The following is a 17,949-nucleotide window of genomic DNA, read 5'->3' on the forward strand; positions in this document are numbered from 1 at the left end:
ATGGGTGTTCGTATCAGAATTTGTGGTGGGGTAATTTTAGGAGAAATCCTCGCCAGTTTTTACAGGGGGTAAGTCATTGTATTCTTCCATGGAAAAAAGCCGGGAACGAATGATAAATCGAATTCCCATTGGGATTTCAATTGAAAAGCTACTCCCTCTTCCCGGAGTCACATCGAGTGTGAGTTGTGTGTGTTTCCAATATTCAAATTGATCTCGACTCATAAAAAAGTCGCATCCATATACCTGACCCAGCCAGATGTCCTGTGCCCCGACTTTGAAGTCTCCTTTTTCAAAGCACATTGGAGCCGATCCATCACAACATCCTCCACTTTGGTGGAACATTAATTCCGAACCAAATCGTGTTCGTAACGTGTCTACTACTTTTTGAGCTTCTTTGGTAATTAGCACTCGTTGGATCATGGGGTGATGCTTAAAATGGTTAGAAAAAAAGGAAAGGCAGAAGAATGCTCCTGCCCTTCATTCAATAAACCCTGCTTTTTAGAAGAATCCTAGTTTCTCTTTGCTGTAAGAAATCAGCATGTTTTTGGTTTGACGATAGTGATTAAGCATCATCAAGTGGGTTTCGCGACCGAAGCCGGATTTTTTATACCCCCCAAAAGGTGCATGAGCAGGGTAAGCATGATAGCAATTTACCCAAACTCGTCCTGCCTGAATTGCTCTTGGGATTTGATATAATTCATGGGCATCTCTTGACCAAAGGCCTGCACCTAATCCATACATGGTGTCGTTTGCAATTGCGATTGCTTCTTCGGTTGTCTTGAATGTGGTAACACAGGTTACAGGTCCAAAGATCTCCTCTTGGAAAACACGCATTTTGTTATGGCCTTTCAAAATGGTCGGCTGGATGTAATACCCATTTTCTAATCCAGAGTTTAAGCCTGTTTTGGCTCCACCAGTCAGAACTTCTGCGCCTTCTTGTTTTCCAATTTCGATGTAAGAAAGAATTTTTTCATACTGATCATTGGAAGCCTGAGCACCCATCATGGTGTCCTCCGCCATTGGATGTCCTAGTTTGATGGCTTTAGTTCGAGCAATGACCCGTTCCATAAACTTGTCGTAGATGTCTTCGTGAACCAGGATTCTTGAAGGACAGGTACATACTTCGCCCTGATTAAGTGCAAACATTACAGCTCCTTCTACTGCTTTATCGAAAAATTCATCATCAGCATCCGCCACAGACTTCATGAATATGTTAGGGGATTTACCGCCCAATTCCATCGTGACAGGGATCAAATTTTCAGAGGCATATTGCATGATCAATCGACCTGTAGTAGTCTCTCCTGTAAAGGCAACTTTTGCTACTCGAGTAGAAGTGGCTAGTGGCTTTCCAGCTTCTAGTCCAAATCCAGAAACCACGTTGATTACTCCAGGAGGGACAATGTCTCCGATTAAATCCATCAATACCATGATACTGGTTGGGGTTTGCTCAGCAGGTTTCACCACTGTGCAGCATCCAGCTGCCAAGGCAGGAGCAATTTTCCAAGTAGCCATCAAAAGTGGGAAGTTCCAAGGGATGATTTGTCCAACCACGCCTAATGGTTCATGTAGGTTGATGCTGACTGTGGTTTCGTCGTGTTCAGACATGGAGCTTTCGTCAGCTCGGATTACCCCAGCGAAATAACGGAAATGATCCACGCAAAGTGGGAGATCGGCAGCACGAGTTTCTCGGATAGCTTTTCCATTGTCTAAGGTTTCTACCCGAGCCAATAACTCTAGATTGTCCTCAATGATGTCGGCAATTTTGAGCAAGATTCTACTGCGCTCTGCAGCTGCGGTTTTGGACCAACTTGGAAATGCGGCATGAGCGGCATCCAAGGCTTTTTCGATATCTTCCTTATTTCCTCTTGCAGCATGTGCGAACACTTTGCCGTCAATAGGTGAAATGTTTTCAAAATATTCTCCAGAGGAAGGAGCAACCCATTGTCCACCTATAAAGTGGTCGTATCTTTCTTTGATTAATGGTCTGTCTACCGGTTTGGCTTCGGAATACGTGAGTGTTTGCATAGTGTAGGTTTATTTTGGTGTTTTTCAAAATTCCCAACTATTCCTTCGAAAAAATGAACCTACATGCACATTAAATCTACCTAAAGTGACTTTTCTCAGGTTTTTAATTAAAATTACTTCCTACTTTTTGTCGAAATAAACCCAGCCTCCTTCGAAAAGAAAATAATTCATGGCCCAAAATACCTTTATCTCTGGGGTTCCCTGGAGGAATCCAAACGATCTGAAGACTTTGGTGGAAAACAAAACCACCTATACTTTGGATAACTGTGAGCTTAATATTTTTGAAACCCATCAATCTGCCGAGCAAGTAAATTTGGTGTTTGGGGATTTGGTGCTGACCACCATGTTGAAGGGGAAAAAGGTAATGCATCTTTTTAATAGTCCAGGCTTTGATTATCTCCCTGGCGAATCCGTAATCGTTCCGCCTAATGAGGTGATGAAAATCGATTTTCCAGAAGCTGAATGGGATAATCCCACTCAATGCATTGCACTTTCGATTTCGAAAGAAATGATCGAAAACACCTTTAACTTGTTAAATGAACGATTTTCCTCTAGGGTTTTAACCCAGGAATGGGGCTTGGATCTCTCGTATTTTCATCTGATCAATACCCAAGATCTTTCAGAAATTATAAACCGATTTATTCGAATTGGTGTGAAGGAGCGCTCTCGCGAAAAAGATTTGATTGCTTCATTGGCATTGAAGGAGCTTTTGATCAGACTTACTCAAACCCAAGCTCGTGATATGCTCGAAAAAACCTATAAGGAGCTTTCCTCTTCCAACCGATTGGGGCATGTGGTAAATTTTATCAAAGATAATATCCGGGAAAATATCCAGCTTGAAGAGTTGGCTTCCCAAGCTTGCATGAGTAAAGCGCATTTTTTACGGACCTTTAAACTCGAGTTGGGATTGACTCCGATGGAGTATGTACTTAAGGAACGATTAAAGTTGGCTCGACAATATTTACTGATCGGTGGGTTTCAGATTCAGGAAGTGTGTCATATGGCTGGATTTAATAATATCACGTATTTCATCCGTGCATTTAAGCAAGAATATGGAGTTACCCCCAAGTCTTATCAATTGGGTTTGAAAAAATAATCGAGAAATTTTTTACTGAAATTTTGATTATTTATTTGCTTTTAATACGTTTAAGAAACTTTTGCAAACAGAATTATCGCTCAACCCAGCACTTTGCCAAAGTTTATATGGTTTTAATCCATTAACAATAAACCCTGACTTGGGAGCCATTTTCAAAAAGGCTCCCTTTTTTTTGCTCTTCTTGAAATTGATTTTTGTCAAAAGTTTAAAAACCGGTTTAAAAATTCGATCATTTTCGGTTGAAAAATGTAAAAAGTGGAAAAACCGGTTTTTTATTTCTTGAAATCCTGAAATTCAGAAGATTCTGTTTTTAGGTTCAAAAACAAAAAAACCTTCCCGAAAATTTCGAGAAGGCTTTCCCATCTAATTAACCCTTTAATCCAAAATCATTAATTCATTGGCAATTCTTTCTTTGCCAAATAGAAATCTACCATTTCATAATCGCTAGCTTCTCGCTCGATCATTTCGCTTACTGTTTTTGGAGGTGGTACGATTGCCTTTTCCCCAGGAGTCCAGTTTAGGGGAAGAGCCACCTTGTATTTATCGGCTGTTTGAAGAGCAATCAGCGCTCGTTTTATTTCCTCCATATTCCGTCCCACATTCAGTGGGTAATACATCATAAGTCTGATTTTTCCGATAGGATCAATGAAGAATACGGCCCTTACAGCAGCAGTTTCACTTTCACCAGGCTGAAGCATTCCGTAGAGTTTGGATACACTCATATCGATGTCAGCAATAATTGGAAATTCGAAAAGGACTCCTGTGTTCTTTTTCACATTGTTGACCCAAGCGATATGCGCGTGGATCGAATCAATACTCAATCCGATCAGGTTGGTGTCATGTTCATCAAAGAATTTTTGATCCAGTGCAAAACCGCTCATTTCGGTGGTGCACACCGGAGTAAAGTCAGCGGGGTGAGAAAACAGAATCGTCCATTTTCCTTTGATGTAATCCGAAAATTTGATTTTTCCGGTAGTGGTCATTGCTTCAAAATCCGGAGCAAGATCACCGATACGTGGCATAGTTAGTGTTGTAGTTTCCATGTGTATGATTATTGTTGTTTTTTGAAATTCATAGAACAAATCTACCGATGACCTGGTCATCAGATCGTGACCTAGGTCACCGCAGACCGTGTCCTTTGCCTTTTTCTTGATTGTCTTTCTCTATGTGCCATGCTGGATTTTCGAGTTCATTCTCATAGATATAGGCAATGATTTTTTTCAAATCCTCTTCGCTAACAGCTGGTTTTGGCATTAGTCCAAACCTTTTGATTGGTCCCTTCATTACAGCAGTTTCTTCTTTGGGGTTTAGAATAAAGCTGAGCATCGCTGATTTGAATTCTTTTTCATCCGGAAACGCTTCAAGGTAATGCTTCTTCACCCCCCAAAGTGGAGGCGCGATTATCTCGTCATGGGACTTTGATTTTGGGTTGTGACAGAGGTAGCAGTTGCGTTCCAGCAATTCCAATCCAGAACTGATTTGCTCATTTGAGGTATTCAGTTGGGATGGACGAGTTATTACAGAGTTATCGGATATTTCCATCCCAATGCTTAGGAGAGATAATACAGGGATTAAAATTGAAATCATGACTTCTTTTAGTTAGGGATCTGGCATGAAGACCTTGCCGAGGAAATGATGCTTGAATATTGATCCTGAGATATGTACTCCGGGGTATATTCTACTCCAGCTACTATTGCCTGATTATTGAATGATCGGAGGTGATTTTCAGAGCCACATTTTAAACTGGAGTAGACATTGATGATTTGGGTATTTGAAGTTTCGCTCATGGCTTTTTCCAAATCGAATATGTCCATATCCTCAATAAGTAGCCCCACTTGGATAGCCTCTCCAAGTGATCCATCCACTCGATGGATTAGATCTTGGTAAAGTCTCTGTAGAATGGGGTTAGTAAACTCACCATTGGAGGTGCTTCCGGACAGAGGATCAGCGATTTGATAACTGTTCATAACAGTTAGTATGGCGCTGACGTGTTGAGATTCGCTGGAAGCAATGTTTTGAAAAATAGCTAAGCCATATTTTTCAAAAGCATAGGTATATACGTCATGGGCAAGTTTTTCTTCCTCCCTGGTAAAGAGTAAGGTAGAAAGCTCATTTTCTGAAAGCTGAATGGTTTGCAGAGGAGTTTGCTCCTCTTGGCAGCCACTCAAAGCAAGGACAAGAAATGCGAAGGGAATCACGAGGCGTTTCATAATAGTTGATTTTGATTAACACTTGAAACTCCTAAAATTCTATCTAATGTGCAGTGATCTTTCTCACTTAGTCCTATTCAATAGCTGCTTTCATCCAGCTTCACCTTTCCGCGGTAGGTCCAATAAATTATAATGGTGTAGGACGCGACGAAAGGAAGTCCAAAAGCCGCTAAAACCGCCATCGTCTTTAGTGTGTAACCCGAAGAAGCAGCATTATAAATGTCTAGATTGAAAGATGGATCAAGGTTGGATACCATGAGATTGGGGAAAATTCCCAAAGCAAAAAGCATCACAATCGCCGCAATCATACTGGCTGAGGAAATAAATGCCCAGCCTTCTCTGCCTTTGGAAAGCATTCGAGGGATATTCGCAATCGCCAATACATTCAGGAGTACAATGCTCCAGGCAAAAACAGAAATCAATGTCTGATGATTCTCTACCAGTTCGTGTTTGTTGCCGGGAAGGTCGATCTTCCCGAATGAGAAATTGGCAATCATTTCTGGTTTGAGATATAGTGTCAATCCAGAGAAGATCAGATAGAACACCACAAAAATCCAGTAATTGACTTTAATCCAGCCCTGGATTCGTTTTTGAAGGGCTCCTTCCGTTTTCATATTAAGGTATATGCCTCCATGTAGAGCAAACATGGTCAAAGCAAAAAAGCCGGCCATCAAGGAATAAGGATTCAACAAGTCAAAGAAGTTGCCTTGATATTCCATATCGCCTCCTATCGGGAAACCCATTACCACATTTCCAATGGCTATACCAAAGAGAAGGGTGGCCACTATGGAACCAATTGAAAACCCTTTGTCCCAAAAGCCTCTCCAGCGGGGATTAGCCTCCTTGCTTCGAAATTCGATCGAGACTGCTCGGAAAATCAAGGCGATGAGCAACATCATAAAAGGCAAATAGAAACTGGAGAATGCCGTCGCATAAACATTCGGGAAGGCTGCAAAGAGAGCTCCGCCCGCTGTAATTAGCCAGACCTCATTTCCATCCCAAACCGGCCCAATGGCATTCATTAAAATCCTGCGGTTATGGTCCCCTTTGCTGCGCAAATGAAGAATTCCTACCCCCAAGTCGAATCCATCCAAGATCGCATAGCCGATCAAAAGGACTCCTACCAGAATATACCAGACAACGTTGAAATCCATGATTTAATGAGGTTTGATAATGTCCATTCGTTCGGACTTTTTGTGAAAACCGGCTTCTACTCCACTGGATAGGTGATCGGGGCCGTGTTTAATCTCTCGATCCAAAACATACAACCAGACGAAGAATAAAAGAATGTAGACCAAAATAAACAGGACTAAAGAGATCAATACTTCCGGGCCAGAAATTGATTTGGAGACGCCCTCGCTTGTTCTTAATAATCCTTGAACGATCCAAGGCTGTCGCCCTCGCTCTGCTGAAAGCCAACCGAGTTGATTGGCAATCACTGGCAAGGCAACTGCCGGAATGTAGAGTTTCATGAGCCATGACCAATTGGGAGAAAAAAGTTTTTTCCTCCAAAGCAAAAACAAACTCAAGAGTGTAGCCCCGATAAACACCATACCCAAAGCCACCATCAGGTGATAGCTCTGAAAAACACCATTTACAGCAGGCCAATCTTCTTCAGGAAATTCCTCCAGCCCTTTGACTTCTCCCTCAAAATCTCCGTGCACTAAAAAGCTCAACATTCCCGGTATCGCAATTCCGGTTGTTTTTCGGGTTTCAGGATCAGTCCAACCGATAAGATAAAGTGGGGCGTTGGTTTGGGTTTCATAGAGTCCTTCGAATGCCGCAAGTTTCGCAGGCTGCCACTCGCTGACCACCTTGGCATGTTCATGCCCAACCAAGGGCTGGGCTAAGGAAGCAATGGCTGCCAAGCCCAGGGCAATGGCAAATGACTTTTGGGCAAAATCCACATGCTTCTTTTTGATCAAATAGTAGGCAGAAACGCTCATTACCAAGAAGGCTCCCTGAATCCAAGCTCCCAGGATTACATGGGTAAACCGGACCATCGCGGAAGGATTGAAGACCATTTCCCAGAAGTCTGTGATCACCGCCCTGCGAATCCCGTAATCCACCACGATTTCATAGGCCACTGGAGTCTGCTGCCAGCTGTTGGCTACTACGATCCAAAAGCCCGAAAGCATACTGCCCAGGGCCACCATTATCGTAGCGAATAAATGCATACCGGGCTTGACCCGATTCCAACCAAACAGCAAAATGGCTAAGAAGCCAGACTCCAGAAAAAAGGCAAATATCCCCTCAGCCGCCAAGGGTGAACCGAAAATATCTCCAACGAACCGAGAATAGGTGGACCAATTGGTGCCGAACTCAAACTCCATTACAATACCAGAGGCGACTCCTACTGAAAAGTTGGCCGCGAAAATCTTGATCCAAAATCGGGTGATTTTCTCGTAAATCTTTTTCTTGGTGATCAGGTAAAGCGATTCATAAATCACCAGAAGTAGTCCCAACCCAATACTGAAGGGAGGAAAGATGTAGTGAAACATGATGGTAAATGCGAATTGGATACGCGAGAGTAGTTCTACATCCCAGATCATAATTTGGGTTGGTTTGATTTTCGATAAATGAGAAAACCGCTGCTGATGAAAACCAATCCGAAAATTAGTTTCAATAGCTTGGTGGTACTGAATCCTGCGATTTCTTCCGGGAGGAAGGGGATTTTTGTGAAAATTCGGAAAAGTAACATAAGTCCTAGACCAAGGATAAAAAGTAGTTGAGCTTTGGATTGGATCATTTGTAAAAAGAGTTTGTGAAGAATTATTTTCAAAAGTACTTTACCAAAAAAAGAAAAAGGTGATTCTTGTCACCTTATCAAGTTAATGAAGAGCCATTGGATGAAAAAGGAAATCGAACAGCATTTGGAGGTAAACTTCTCTGAATTTGAAAAGGACCTTCGGGAGGAGATTCTTTCGTGTGCAAAGTTGGAGTTTTTGGAGGCTGATACACTGATGATGGATATCGGTCAGAAAGTGGAAATCATTCCGCTAATCGTTCAAGGTCAAGTAAAAGTCTATCGAGAAGATGAAAATGACCACGAGCTATTCATGTATTACCTAGGACCTGGAGAAGCTTGCGCAATAACCATGATTTGTTCAGCTCGGGATGGTTACTCCAAAATCAAAGCGATTCCAGAGGAGGAGACTATCGTGATAGCAGTTCCAATCGCCAAACTGGACGAGTGGATGCCCAAGTACAAGTCTTGGTATTATTTTGTAATGGATACCTATCAGGATCGCTTCGAAGAACTGCTTAAAGTGGTAGATGGAATTGCATTTCACCAAATGGATGAGCGGCTGTTGGAGTATTTGGAAAAAAATGCGGCGGCGACACAAAGCAACGTGATCCATCGAACTCATCAGCAAATCGCTCAGGAGTTGAACTCGAGTAGGGAAGTGATTACTCGATTATTGAAGAAATTGGAGCAAAGAGGAAGAGTAAAGGTCAACCGAAATCAGATTGAGTTGGTAAATTAAAAAATAGTCAAGGCCTTTAACAGGGCCTTTTTTCTTTCCTCGAAGTTGAAAAGAGTTAAAATCCGTTGAGAGGCCTTTTTTGAAAAATCAGCCAAATTTTGGTTCATCAGGTAAATAATTTGACTTTCCAACAGTGTCAAATCCTTCTTGGTCAAAATAATCCCCGAATCCCCGATAATATCCGGAATTGCCCCGACAGCGGAGCCAATCGGAACACAGCCAGAGGCCATGGCTTCTCCAAGTGCATTTGGGAAACCTTCTGAAGTAGAAAGTTGAAGGTAAAACTGATGGGAATTGTAAAGCTTCAATAGTTCGGAAGGATTCATTTTTCCTAAAACCTTTACGTTCGAATTTGGTGACACATAGTTCGAGTCGCCAACCAAGGTAAATTCCCAATTTGGATGGTCCTTTGCTAATTTTTCAATTAGGTCGTAACCTTTGACCATAGCGCGGGAAGGATTGGAAGTTCCTGTTGCTACCGAGATAAAGCTTAAGGTATTACGCTCTTCTCCTAAGTTTTTCCAGAAATCTGTATCAAATCCATTTGGAATTACTTGGATTGGAGTCCTTAATCCAGGGATTAGATTTAATAAGCCTTGCTTGGGATTGATTTGCGGGTCGAAGCTGTATTCCTGCTTGACTAAAGCCTCGGCCACAGGTAAAATTATTGAGCAATTTTTGAAAGAATAAACCGTCGCTTTTCTCAGCCATTTCTTTCGGAAATTCCCATAGCCGATCTCAGGCATATTGATGCAGTCGGTGCCTCCTGCTTGGATGGTGCATTTTTTTTCAAACGTCTTTGCAAACCAAACCGGCAACACACTGTGGTATCCGCCGAAAAAGCAGAGGTATTGGCTGGTGCGAGGTAGAAACCAGAGTAGCTGAAAAAACTGGAGGATAAAGAAGAAAGGAAGTTTGATCGGGCTTTGGGTAAACTCCAAAGGCTTGATCTCAGCAACTGGACTGATCATTTCCAAGTCACGGTCGATAAATGTGGTGCGGACGGGGAAGGTATAAATGATCATTTAGTGCTTTAAATATTCCCTGAAAGTAAGGTAGAAAATGAAAAAGGGGAAACTTAGTTTCCCCTTTTCTTTTGAAATTATCTATGGTTATACCACCAAATTCACAATCTTACCTGGTACAATAATCACCTTCTTAGGAGCCTTGCCTTCCAGCCATTTTTGTACGGTGGCATCGGCTAAAGCTGAATTTTCAATTTCAGGAACGGATAAAGAAAGTGGCAAGTCCAACTTTGCGCGCATCTTACCATTGATCATGACTGGATACTCAAAGTTGCTTTCAACCAAGTATTCTTCTTTGAACTCAGGGAATCTTGCAGTGGTAATTGAATCTGAATGACCTAAAAGCGACCAAAGTTCTTCGGCAATATGAGGTGCGTATGGAGAGATCAAAACCGCCAAAGGCTCCAATACGTCCCGCTTGTTGCACTTCATGGCGGTGAGTTCATTCACGCAGATCATAAAGCTGGACACGGAGGTATTAAAGGAATAATTGGCCATGTCTTCCTCCATCTTTTTGATGGCTTTGTGAAGGGCCTTCAGTTCTTCTTTGCTGGCTTTTTCATCTGAAACTGCAAATTCACCAGCGGCATTATGGTAAAGATTCCAAACCTTCCTTAGGAACTTATACACACCGTCGATGCCATTGGTATTCCAAGGTTTGAATTGCTCCAATGGTCCAAGGAACATTTCATACAATCTTAACGTGTCCGCACCGTATCGCTCGATGATATCATCTGGATTGACCACGTTGTACTTGGATTTGGACATTTTTTCCACTTCCGATCCACAGAGGTACTTGCCGTCTTCCAGGATAAATTCTGCATCGGCTAGGTCTGGTCTCCAAGCTTTGAACTTCTCTAGATTCAGCTGATCGTTGTGGACGATATTTACATCCACATGCATGGCGGAAGTATCGTATTGATCTTTTAATCCGAAGGAAACAAAGGTGTTGGTACCTTTTAATCGATACACAAAATTCGATCTTCCTTGGATCATTCCTTGGTTGATCATTTTTTGAAAAGGTTCGTCGATGCTTACCACGCCCAAATCATACAAAAACTTGGTCCAGAATCGGGAATAGAGCAAGTGACCTGTGGCATGCTCAGAACCACCGATGTACAAGTCCACAGCACCCCAATAGTCTGTTTTGTCTTTATCTGCGAAAACTGCCTCGTTTTTCGGATCCATGTAACGGAAGAAATACCAGCTCGATCCCGCCCAACCTGGCATGGTGGAGAGTTCCAACGGATACTCACCGTCAGCCGTTTTGTAAGTCCAGTCTTTTGCTCGACCAAGTGGAGGTTCGCCGTCTTCGGTAGGCAAATATTTGTCAACTTCGGGAAGGACTAGAGGAAGATCTTTTTCTTCAATCAAATAAGGCAAGCCGTCTTTGAAATATACAGGAAGCGGTTCGCCCCAATAGCGCTGACGCGTAAAAATCGCATCCCGCATTCTGAACTGGATTTTACCTTTCCCAATCCCTTTTGCTTCTAGGAACTCAATGCATTTCTGCATCGCTTCCTTCATATAAAGCCCAGAGATAAAGCCCGAATTAATGATTAACCCACCTTTTCCAGGGAAAGAACCGTTTTCCATGGAGCCTTCGATCACTTGGCGGATTTCTAAACCAAAGTGCTTCGCAAAGTTGTAGTCGCGTTCATCGTGTGCAGGTACGGCCATGACAGCGCCTGTTCCATACCCAGCTAATACATAGTCAGCCACCCATATTTGGATTTCCTCTCCGTTGAATGGATTGATCGCGTAGGATCCCGTGAAAGCACCTGAAATGGTCTTCACATCGCTCATTCGCTCACGCTCGGAGCGGTTTTTGGCGACTTGGATATAGGCTTCTGCTGTTTCCCGCTGATCGTCTGTGACCAGTTCGGCTGCTAAATCTGACTCTGGAGCTAAAGCCAAATAGGTTACTCCGAAAATCGTATCAACCCGAGTGGTAAAGACTTTGATTTTCTTATCTGAACCTTTTACATCAAACAAAACTTCAGCGCCGATCGACTTTCCGATCCAGTTGCGCTGCATTTCTTTGATGGGTTCGGACCAGTCTACTTTTTCCAAACCTTGGAGCAAGCGATCTGCATAAGCCGTGATCCGCATGGACCACTGCATCATTTTCTTTCGCTCCACAGGATGACCACCTCTTTCGGAAAATCCGTCCTTTACTTCGTCATTTGAAAGAACAGTACCCAAAGCAGGACACCAGTTTACCGTCGTTTCAGCCAAGAAAGTCAATCGGTATTTGAGCAGCATTTCCTGCTTTTCTTTTTCTGAAAAAGCATTCCATTCTTCTGCGCTGAAAATAGATGTGTCGTCATCGCAAACCGCCTTTACCTTTCCATTTCCTTCTTTTTCGAATTTTGCAACCAAGGAATCAATGGAAAGTGCTTTGTCCGCATCAAGGTCATAATAGCTGTTAAACAGCTGCATAAAAATCCATTGGGTCCACTTGTAATAAGAAGGGTCAGAAGTTCGAACCTCTCGATCCCAGTCGAAGGCGAACCCGATGTTTTTAAGTTGTTCTGTATATCGAGCGATATTTTGTTCGGTGGTGATAGCAGGGTGTTGGCCTGTTTGAATTGCGTACTGCTCTGCCGGAAGTCCAAACGAATCATAACCCATTGGGTGGAGGACATTGAAGCCCTTTAGCATTTTGAATCTCGAGACAATATCCGAAGCAATGTATCCCAGTGGGTGGCCGACATGGAGACCCGCACCTGAAGGATACGGAAACATATCTAGGGAATAAAACTTAGGACGATTAGGGTCTACTTCAGCTTTAAAGGTTCCTTTTTCTTTCCAGTAGCCTTGCCATTTTTGCTCGATTTCCCTGAAGTTGTATTCCGCCATGATTGAAATTTTTCTGATTTTTTGACTAAATGCCTGCAAAAATAGAAAAATCGAGCGGCTTTGGTAGTCAAATTTCCAATTCCTCCCAAATCTGGATTTTGGCCATTGATCAATTTTGTTTGAGGCAGAGGAGTCTTTTTTGTACTTTGAGAACACTAACCAATCAACCTTATGAGAAGAAAATTACTGCTTACACTCGCCTTGGCTGGAGGAATATGTATTTCAGCCTTTCCCCAGAAAAAATATAGCCCAAAGCAAATTGAGGCACTCAAAGCGGAAGCTGCCCAAATCGTCCAAGCCAATCACAAGCAAAGCCAAGTGATGGTGGATAAGATTTTTTCCTTTGCCGAGTTGGGCTTTCAAGAGTTTGAATCTTCTAAGTATTTGACTGGGATCTTGGAGAAAAATGGATTTACCATCGAACGAGGAGCCTCTGGAATACCAACGGCTTGGTTTGCTACTTGGAGTAACGGTGAAGGTCCCGTAATTGCCTTGGGTTCAGACGTTGATAATATTCCCAAAGCATCTCAATATCCTGGAGTGGCCTATCATAAACCCATGGTTGAAGGAGCTCCAGGACATGGAGAAGGTCATAATGCCGGAATTCCATTGAATATCACGGCGGCTTTGGCTGTAAAGCAAATCATGGAGCGTGAAAATATTGGAGGTACGCTAGTTCTTTGGCCGGGGATTGCCGAAGAATTGGTAGCAGCAAAAGCCTGGTTTGCCAGAGATGGTAAATTTGATGGTGTCGATATTTGCATTTTTACTCACGTGGCCAATAACCTGGGCGTAAGCTATGGACAAGCAAGTGGAACAGGATTGATTTCTGTAGAATATACCTTTTCAGGAGATGCTGCTCATTCTGCTGGTGCACCTTGGAGAGGAAAAAGTGCCGCTGATGCAGTAGAACTGATGAATATCGGTTGGAACTACAAGCGGGAGCATTTGCATCCCTTGAAGCGGTCTCATTCGGTCATTACCGATGGAGGAGACCAGCCCAATGTGGTACCTTCCAAAGCTTCGATTTGGTATTATTTCCGGGATGTGAAGTACGACGGAATCATGGAAATGTATGCCCAAGCAAATGATATTGCCAAAGGTGCAGCCTTAATGACTGGGACGACCATGACTTCAAAAGTCTTGGGTACTGCTTGGCCGAGACACTTTAATAAGGTGATTGCAGAAAAAATGTATCAAAACATCCTCAAGGTAGGGTTGCCGACTTGGGATGAAAATGATCAGACTTTGGCGAAAGCCATTCAAAAAGAATTGGGTTCAAAAGAAGAAGGAATGCCAACCAAGCTGGATACTCTTGGACTTCCTGTTAAAGAGCCGATTTCTGGTGGTTCGGATGATATTGGGGATGTATCCTGGGTAGTACCAACCGTGACTTTGAGATTCCCTTCCAATATTCCTGGACTTCCAGGTCACCACTGGAGCAATGCCATTGCCATGGCGACACCTATTGCTCATAAGGGTGTAACAGCTGGAGCAAAGGCAGAAGCGATGACGATTTTGGACTTTTTACTTCAGCCCGAATTGGTCGATCAGGCTTGGGATTATTTCAAAAACGTGCAAACGAAAGAGGAAACCTACAAGCCAATGATCACAGCCGATGATGCTCCTCCGATTTACCTGAATGAAGGTATTATGAAGCAATTCCGCCGAGCTTTGGAGAAATTTTACTACGACGAGACGAAATATGATACCTATTTGCAGCAGCTTGGGGTGACATATCCAACGGTGAAGAAGGATTAATCTTTAATTACGATTTGAGAATTACGATTTACGACCTAAATCTGAACTTCCGTCCTAATTTCCAGAAGGTTGCCCTCTGGTTATTACGATTGAGGTTCAAAACAGGGGTGTAAATCGTAATTCGTACCTCGTAAATCAAAAATGACAACTTCAAATCTCACATTTATAATTAGAGAAGCTTTTCCCTCCGAACTCCTCTGGGTACACGAACGAATCCCTGAGTTCCCGGGGAAAGCTTCTCTGGATTTTTACGCAGAGCGCCTTAAGCATCGGCTTCATTTGGCATTGGTTGCAGAAAAGGATGGTGAGCTTTTGGGATTTAAAGTTGGATACCAAAGTGATACTGCCGATACCTTTTATTCCTGGATGGGAGGGGTGAGACCCGAGTTTCGAAAGTTGGGAATTGCAGATGCTTTGGCAGAGTATCAGGAGAATTGGGCCAAAGAAAATGGATTCAAGGCTATCTTTTTCAAAACCCGCAATCGCTTTCCGGCGATGATTACCTTCGGATTGAGCCGAGGATTTAAAATCATGGAGGTTGTCCCAAAGGGTGGGGCGGAGGATTATCGGGTGGTGATGAGTAAGCGATTGTAAAATTGGAAGATTTGAAAATTGAAAGATTGGAGTCCTCAATCTTCCAATTTTCAAATTTTTAAATATTTCAATCCTAATCCTATCTTTGCATCTCATTCAGCGGTCGAATCACCCGCTTTACCAAAAATTCATGCAGACACTCGATTTGGTAGCTCCGACTACCCAAGAACTCGTAGCCGCAGGGCTTCAGCTTCCTATTATGGAGGCTTTCTACACCATCCAAGGAGAAGGCAGATTTACAGGACATCCCGCATATTTTATTCGGCTGGGAGGCTGTGATGTAGGTTGTGTTTGGTGCGATGTCAAGGAAAGTTGGGAGGCTGCCAAATGGCCGGTTTTGTCCGTTGAGCAAATTGTCGAGGATGCTTTGGTATTTCCAGGTCGGCTGGTTGTCATTACCGGGGGAGAACCATTGATGTATAATCTCGATCCCCTCACCAAGCTTTTAAAAGAAAAAGGTTTTACGACTAACATTGAAACTTCCGGTGCACATCCTTTTTCAGGGGACTTTGATTGGGTTTGTTTTTCTCCCAAGAAATTCAAAAAACCTCATCCATCTATCTATCCTAAGGCTGATGAGTTGAAAGTGGTCATTTATAATAATCGCGATTTTGAGTTTGCAGAGGAGCATGCGAAGTTGGTGAATCCTGGCTGTGAACTCCGTCTTCAGCCCGAATGGAGCAAGGCCTCTAGGTTCATATCAGAGATCATCGCGTACGTGAAAAATCATCCGACTTGGAAAATATCTCTCCAAACGCATAAATTTATGGACATCCCATAAGTTACATGCGCCCTGTTTATCTGATAATCCTCCTTCTATTTCTAGCAATTCAGGCCAATGGCCAAGGTTTTTCCATCATTGATGGGAAGGCGATCAAATTGTACCAAGAGGCTGAGGAGTTAATTTTATCCCGAAAGTACGAGCAGGCTGTAGAAAAATATAAACTTGCGATTCAACGTGAGGGGACTTTTTTAGAAGCATACCAAAAAGCCGGACAAGCCTATTTGACGATGGGTAAATTGGAAGAGGCTGAAAAAATTGCTTTGCTGGGGAAAGCCAAATTGACTGGCAAAAATGCAACTCCCCGTCATGTGGCTGATTATGGCTGGTTTTTCACAAATCTGTATTTAACACAAGGAAAGTTTACAGAAGCCTATCGGCAATTCAAGGAAGTAGATCCGTTATTTGAAGAGAATTTTCGAAGGACGAGTTATTATCGGGACATGAGCCTGAAAATTGATTTTTTAGCCAAGGAACTTGAAAAGTCAAAATCCATCCTTAAGGAGAAATTGATTCATCCTTTGAACGAATACCAACTTCAATATTTTCCAGTATTAACTGCAGATGGAGAACAGATTCTTTTCACCAAAAGAGACGGCACCGGAAATTTTGATAAGGAAGATATTTATACAGCTTTTGTTAAAGGAGATACCGCCTGGACAAATCCGCAAAGCATCGCTTCCACGATAAATTCTGTCTACAATGAGGGAACATGTACAGTAACGGCTGATGGGAATATTTTGATATATACCAGTTGTGATGCTCCAGACTCGAATGGAAGCTGTGATTTATATGTTGCCTACAAGGTAAATGGAGCTTGGCAGCGCCCAACCAATATGGGGTCTAAAGTGAATTCTAGGTATTGGGAATCTCAGCCTTCTTTATCAGCAGATGGACGAATCCTATTTTTCTCCTCAAATCGGAAAGGAGGATTTGGAGGAAATGATATCTGGTATTCGGTCCGTCAATTGGATGGTTCTTGGACAGAAGCAAAGAATTTAGGCCAGCCAGTAAATACGCCAAAAGATGAAATTGCTCCATTCATGTTTTTTAATAATGAGCTTTTGTTTTTTGCGTCCAATGGTCATCTGGGATTTGGAGGAATGGATATTTTTCTTTCCCGAGTAGAAGAGGGAGAATTTAAAGAACCAGAAAATCTAGGCTTGCCGATAAATGATCAATTGGATCAGGTGGCTTTGTTTATCACGGCTCAAAAAGACTATGCCTATTATTCTGAGCGCTTTCAGGAGGATTCTGGAAGGGATAGATCGTTTATTTACCGGTTTCCATTTCCAAAAGAAATCTACTTGGGAGAAAATTTAACTGTCACTGAAGGTAAGGTCATCAATGCTAAAACAGGAGAGCCCGTTAGTGCAACATTATCGCTAGTGTCACTCACCAACGACAGCACCCTTTATCAGTTTCAATCCGACGGGAAGACTGGAGATTTTTTAATGCTCTATCCAGATAAGGCAATTTCAGGGCTTTATGTGGAAAAGAAGGGTTTTTTACCAAAGATTTACAATGTTGAACGCGATAATATCAAAAACGTCAAAGACCTTCAGGTGGCATTGACCCCAGTGGCTTCTGGGGAGGAGTTCGTGTTCGAAAATGTCTTTTTCGATTTTGATAAGTACGAGTTGAAGAGTGAGTCCCTCACTTCATTAAAACGGCTGAATAAATTCTTGCTGGAAAACCCCAATGTGAACATTCTTATTTCAGGGCATACGGATAATATCGGGAGTTTGGAGTACAATAATACCCTAAGTCTCCAGCGCGCAAAAAGTGTTCAAGCTTACCTGGTAGAGTCGGGACTTCACCCAGGACGGGTGATGGTTGAAGGTAAAGGCTCTAGTCAACCTATGGTGCCCAACACCACTCCAGAGAATCAAGCGCTCAACCGAAGAATCACTATTCGGATTCTTTAAATCAAAATTATGTTTTGTCGTTATATCAGTTTATAACTTTTAATATTATTTTACATAACACTTATTTATATAAATATTGATTTACATTTTATGTCAGAATTTTATTTTATCAATATAAATAAAGGATTCATTTTTCAGGATGGTTATTCGAATTCTATACTTTAAAAAGGGAAGCACTA

Annotated in this window: 15 protein-coding genes; 6 read left to right on the forward strand and 9 right to left on the reverse strand. The window is 42.5% G+C overall.

What is annotated here, in order from left to right:
• Positions 1 to 36: 36 nt before the first annotated feature.
• The gene (locus tag AO498_RS07840; protein WP_067545658.1) at positions 37 to 420 is read right to left on the reverse strand and encodes a DUF779 domain-containing protein; all 384 of its coding nucleotides are present in this window, start codon (positions 418 to 420) and stop codon (positions 37 to 39) included.
• A gap of 78 nt (positions 421 to 498) precedes the next feature.
• The gene (locus AO498_RS07845; RefSeq protein WP_067545662.1) at positions 499 to 2,025 is read right to left on the reverse strand and encodes an aldehyde dehydrogenase family protein; all 1,527 of its coding nucleotides are present in this window, start codon (positions 2,023 to 2,025) and stop codon (positions 499 to 501) included.
• A 169-nt stretch (positions 2,026 to 2,194) separates the two neighbouring features.
• Here AO498_RS07845 and AO498_RS07850 point away from each other — a divergent pair, with 169 nt between their 5' ends.
• Positions 2,195 to 3,121 carry an AraC family transcriptional regulator gene (locus AO498_RS07850; RefSeq protein ID WP_067545665.1) on the forward strand — a complete coding sequence of 309 codons (927 nt, stop codon included), beginning with the start codon at positions 2,195 to 2,197 and terminating at the stop codon, positions 3,119 to 3,121.
• A 389-nt stretch (positions 3,122 to 3,510) separates the two neighbouring features.
• On the opposite strand, the gene AO498_RS07860 is transcribed toward AO498_RS07850, so the two are convergent.
• From AO498_RS07860 to AO498_RS07880, 5 genes are all read right to left on the reverse strand, one after another.
• Positions 3,511 to 4,164 carry a peroxiredoxin gene (locus AO498_RS07860; protein WP_067545672.1) on the reverse strand — a complete coding sequence of 218 codons (654 nt, stop codon included), beginning with the start codon at positions 4,162 to 4,164 and terminating at the stop codon, positions 3,511 to 3,513.
• Between the two features lie 76 nt (positions 4,165 to 4,240).
• Positions 4,241 to 4,708 (reverse strand): c-type cytochrome, encoded by a 468-nt coding sequence (locus tag AO498_RS07865; protein ID WP_082792201.1) that lies wholly within the window; start codon positions 4,706 to 4,708, stop codon positions 4,241 to 4,243.
• Positions 4,709 to 4,716: 8 nt separating this feature from the next.
• Entirely contained in the window at positions 4,717 to 5,331 is a 615-nt protein-coding gene (locus AO498_RS07870; RefSeq protein WP_067545678.1) for a DUF2202 domain-containing protein, read from the reverse strand.
• Between the two features lie 77 nt (positions 5,332 to 5,408).
• Complete coding sequence (cydB, locus tag AO498_RS07875) at positions 5,409 to 6,485, reverse strand: cytochrome d ubiquinol oxidase subunit II (protein ID WP_067545681.1); 1,077 nt, start codon at positions 6,483 to 6,485, stop codon at positions 5,409 to 5,411.
• 3 nt (positions 6,486 to 6,488) lie between these two features.
• Positions 6,489 to 7,883 carry a cytochrome ubiquinol oxidase subunit I gene (locus AO498_RS07880; protein ID WP_067545684.1) on the reverse strand — a complete coding sequence of 465 codons (1,395 nt, stop codon included), beginning with the start codon at positions 7,881 to 7,883 and terminating at the stop codon, positions 6,489 to 6,491.
• Positions 7,884 to 8,180: 297 nt separating this feature from the next.
• Here AO498_RS07880 and AO498_RS07890 point away from each other — a divergent pair, with 297 nt between their 5' ends.
• Positions 8,181 to 8,819, forward strand: coding sequence for a Crp/Fnr family transcriptional regulator (locus AO498_RS07890; protein WP_236778653.1), 639 nt, complete (start codon positions 8,181 to 8,183; stop codon positions 8,817 to 8,819).
• Here AO498_RS07890 and AO498_RS07895 read toward each other — a convergent pair.
• Both AO498_RS07895 and leuS read right to left on the reverse strand, forming a co-directional pair.
• Complete coding sequence (locus AO498_RS07895) at positions 8,816 to 9,844, reverse strand: glycosyltransferase family 4 protein (RefSeq protein WP_067545693.1); 1,029 nt, start codon at positions 9,842 to 9,844, stop codon at positions 8,816 to 8,818. The genes AO498_RS07890 and AO498_RS07895 overlap by 4 nt on opposite strands.
• 87 nt (positions 9,845 to 9,931) lie before the next feature.
• Entirely contained in the window at positions 9,932 to 12,706 is a 2,775-nt protein-coding gene (gene leuS, locus AO498_RS07900; protein ID WP_067550347.1) for a leucine--tRNA ligase, read from the reverse strand.
• A 171-nt stretch (positions 12,707 to 12,877) separates the two neighbouring features.
• On the opposite strand from leuS, the gene AO498_RS07905 reads away from it, so the two are divergent.
• The 4 genes from AO498_RS07905 to AO498_RS07920 all read left to right on the forward strand — a co-directional run bounded on the left by AO498_RS07905 (position 12,878) and on the right by AO498_RS07920 (position 17,770).
• Entirely contained in the window at positions 12,878 to 14,467 is a 1,590-nt protein-coding gene (locus AO498_RS07905) for an amidohydrolase (protein ID WP_067545696.1), read from the forward strand.
• A 141-nt stretch (positions 14,468 to 14,608) separates the two neighbouring features.
• The gene (locus AO498_RS07910) at positions 14,609 to 15,061 is read left to right on the forward strand and encodes a GNAT family N-acetyltransferase (RefSeq protein WP_067545699.1); all 453 of its coding nucleotides are present in this window, start codon (positions 14,609 to 14,611) and stop codon (positions 15,059 to 15,061) included.
• A 130-nt stretch (positions 15,062 to 15,191) separates the two neighbouring features.
• A complete protein-coding gene (locus AO498_RS07915) occupies positions 15,192 to 15,842 on the forward strand; it encodes a 7-carboxy-7-deazaguanine synthase QueE (protein WP_067545702.1) in 651 nt (216 codons plus the stop codon).
• A gap of 5 nt (positions 15,843 to 15,847) precedes the next feature.
• Complete coding sequence (locus tag AO498_RS07920; protein WP_067545705.1) at positions 15,848 to 17,770, forward strand: OmpA family protein; 1,923 nt, start codon at positions 15,848 to 15,850, stop codon at positions 17,768 to 17,770.
• Positions 17,771 to 17,949 lie beyond the last annotated feature (179 nt).

It is taken from the genome of Algoriphagus sanaruensis (assembly GCF_001593605.1).
GTDB classification, from domain to species: Bacteria; Bacteroidota; Bacteroidia; order Cytophagales; family Cyclobacteriaceae; genus Algoriphagus; species Algoriphagus sanaruensis.

Bases quoted from the DNA above. Each gene is read 5' to 3' on its own strand.
- AO498_RS07840 (WP_067545658.1), bottom strand. From the start codon at position 420: ATGATCCAACGAGTGCTAATTACCAAAGAAGCTCAAAAAGTAGTAGAC.
- AO498_RS07845 (WP_067545662.1), bottom strand. From the start codon at position 2,025: ATGCAAACACTCACGTATTCCGAAGCCAAACCGGTAGACAGACCATTA.
- AO498_RS07850 (WP_067545665.1), top strand. From the start codon at position 2,195: ATGGCCCAAAATACCTTTATCTCTGGGGTTCCCTGGAGGAATCCAAAC.
- AO498_RS07860 (WP_067545672.1), bottom strand. From the start codon at position 4,164: ATGGAAACTACAACACTAACTATGCCACGTATCGGTGATCTTGCTCCG.
- AO498_RS07865 (WP_082792201.1), bottom strand. From the start codon at position 4,708: ATGATTTCAATTTTAATCCCTGTATTATCTCTCCTAAGCATTGGGATG.
- AO498_RS07870 (WP_067545678.1), bottom strand. From the start codon at position 5,331: ATGAAACGCCTCGTGATTCCCTTCGCATTTCTTGTCCTTGCTTTGAGT.
- cydB (WP_067545681.1), bottom strand. From the start codon at position 6,485: ATGGATTTCAACGTTGTCTGGTATATTCTGGTAGGAGTCCTTTTGATC.
- AO498_RS07880 (WP_067545684.1), bottom strand. From the start codon at position 7,883: ATGATCTGGGATGTAGAACTACTCTCGCGTATCCAATTCGCATTTACC.
- AO498_RS07890 (WP_236778653.1), top strand. From the start codon at position 8,181: ATGAAAAAGGAAATCGAACAGCATTTGGAGGTAAACTTCTCTGAATTT.
- AO498_RS07895 (WP_067545693.1), bottom strand. From the start codon at position 9,844: ATGATCATTTATACCTTCCCCGTCCGCACCACATTTATCGACCGTGAC.
- leuS (WP_067550347.1), bottom strand. From the start codon at position 12,706: ATGGCGGAATACAACTTCAGGGAAATCGAGCAAAAATGGCAAGGCTAC.
- AO498_RS07905 (WP_067545696.1), top strand. From the start codon at position 12,878: ATGAGAAGAAAATTACTGCTTACACTCGCCTTGGCTGGAGGAATATGT.
- AO498_RS07910 (WP_067545699.1), top strand. From the start codon at position 14,609: ATGACAACTTCAAATCTCACATTTATAATTAGAGAAGCTTTTCCCTCC.
- AO498_RS07915 (WP_067545702.1), top strand. From the start codon at position 15,192: ATGCAGACACTCGATTTGGTAGCTCCGACTACCCAAGAACTCGTAGCC.
- AO498_RS07920 (WP_067545705.1), top strand. From the start codon at position 15,848: ATGCGCCCTGTTTATCTGATAATCCTCCTTCTATTTCTAGCAATTCAG.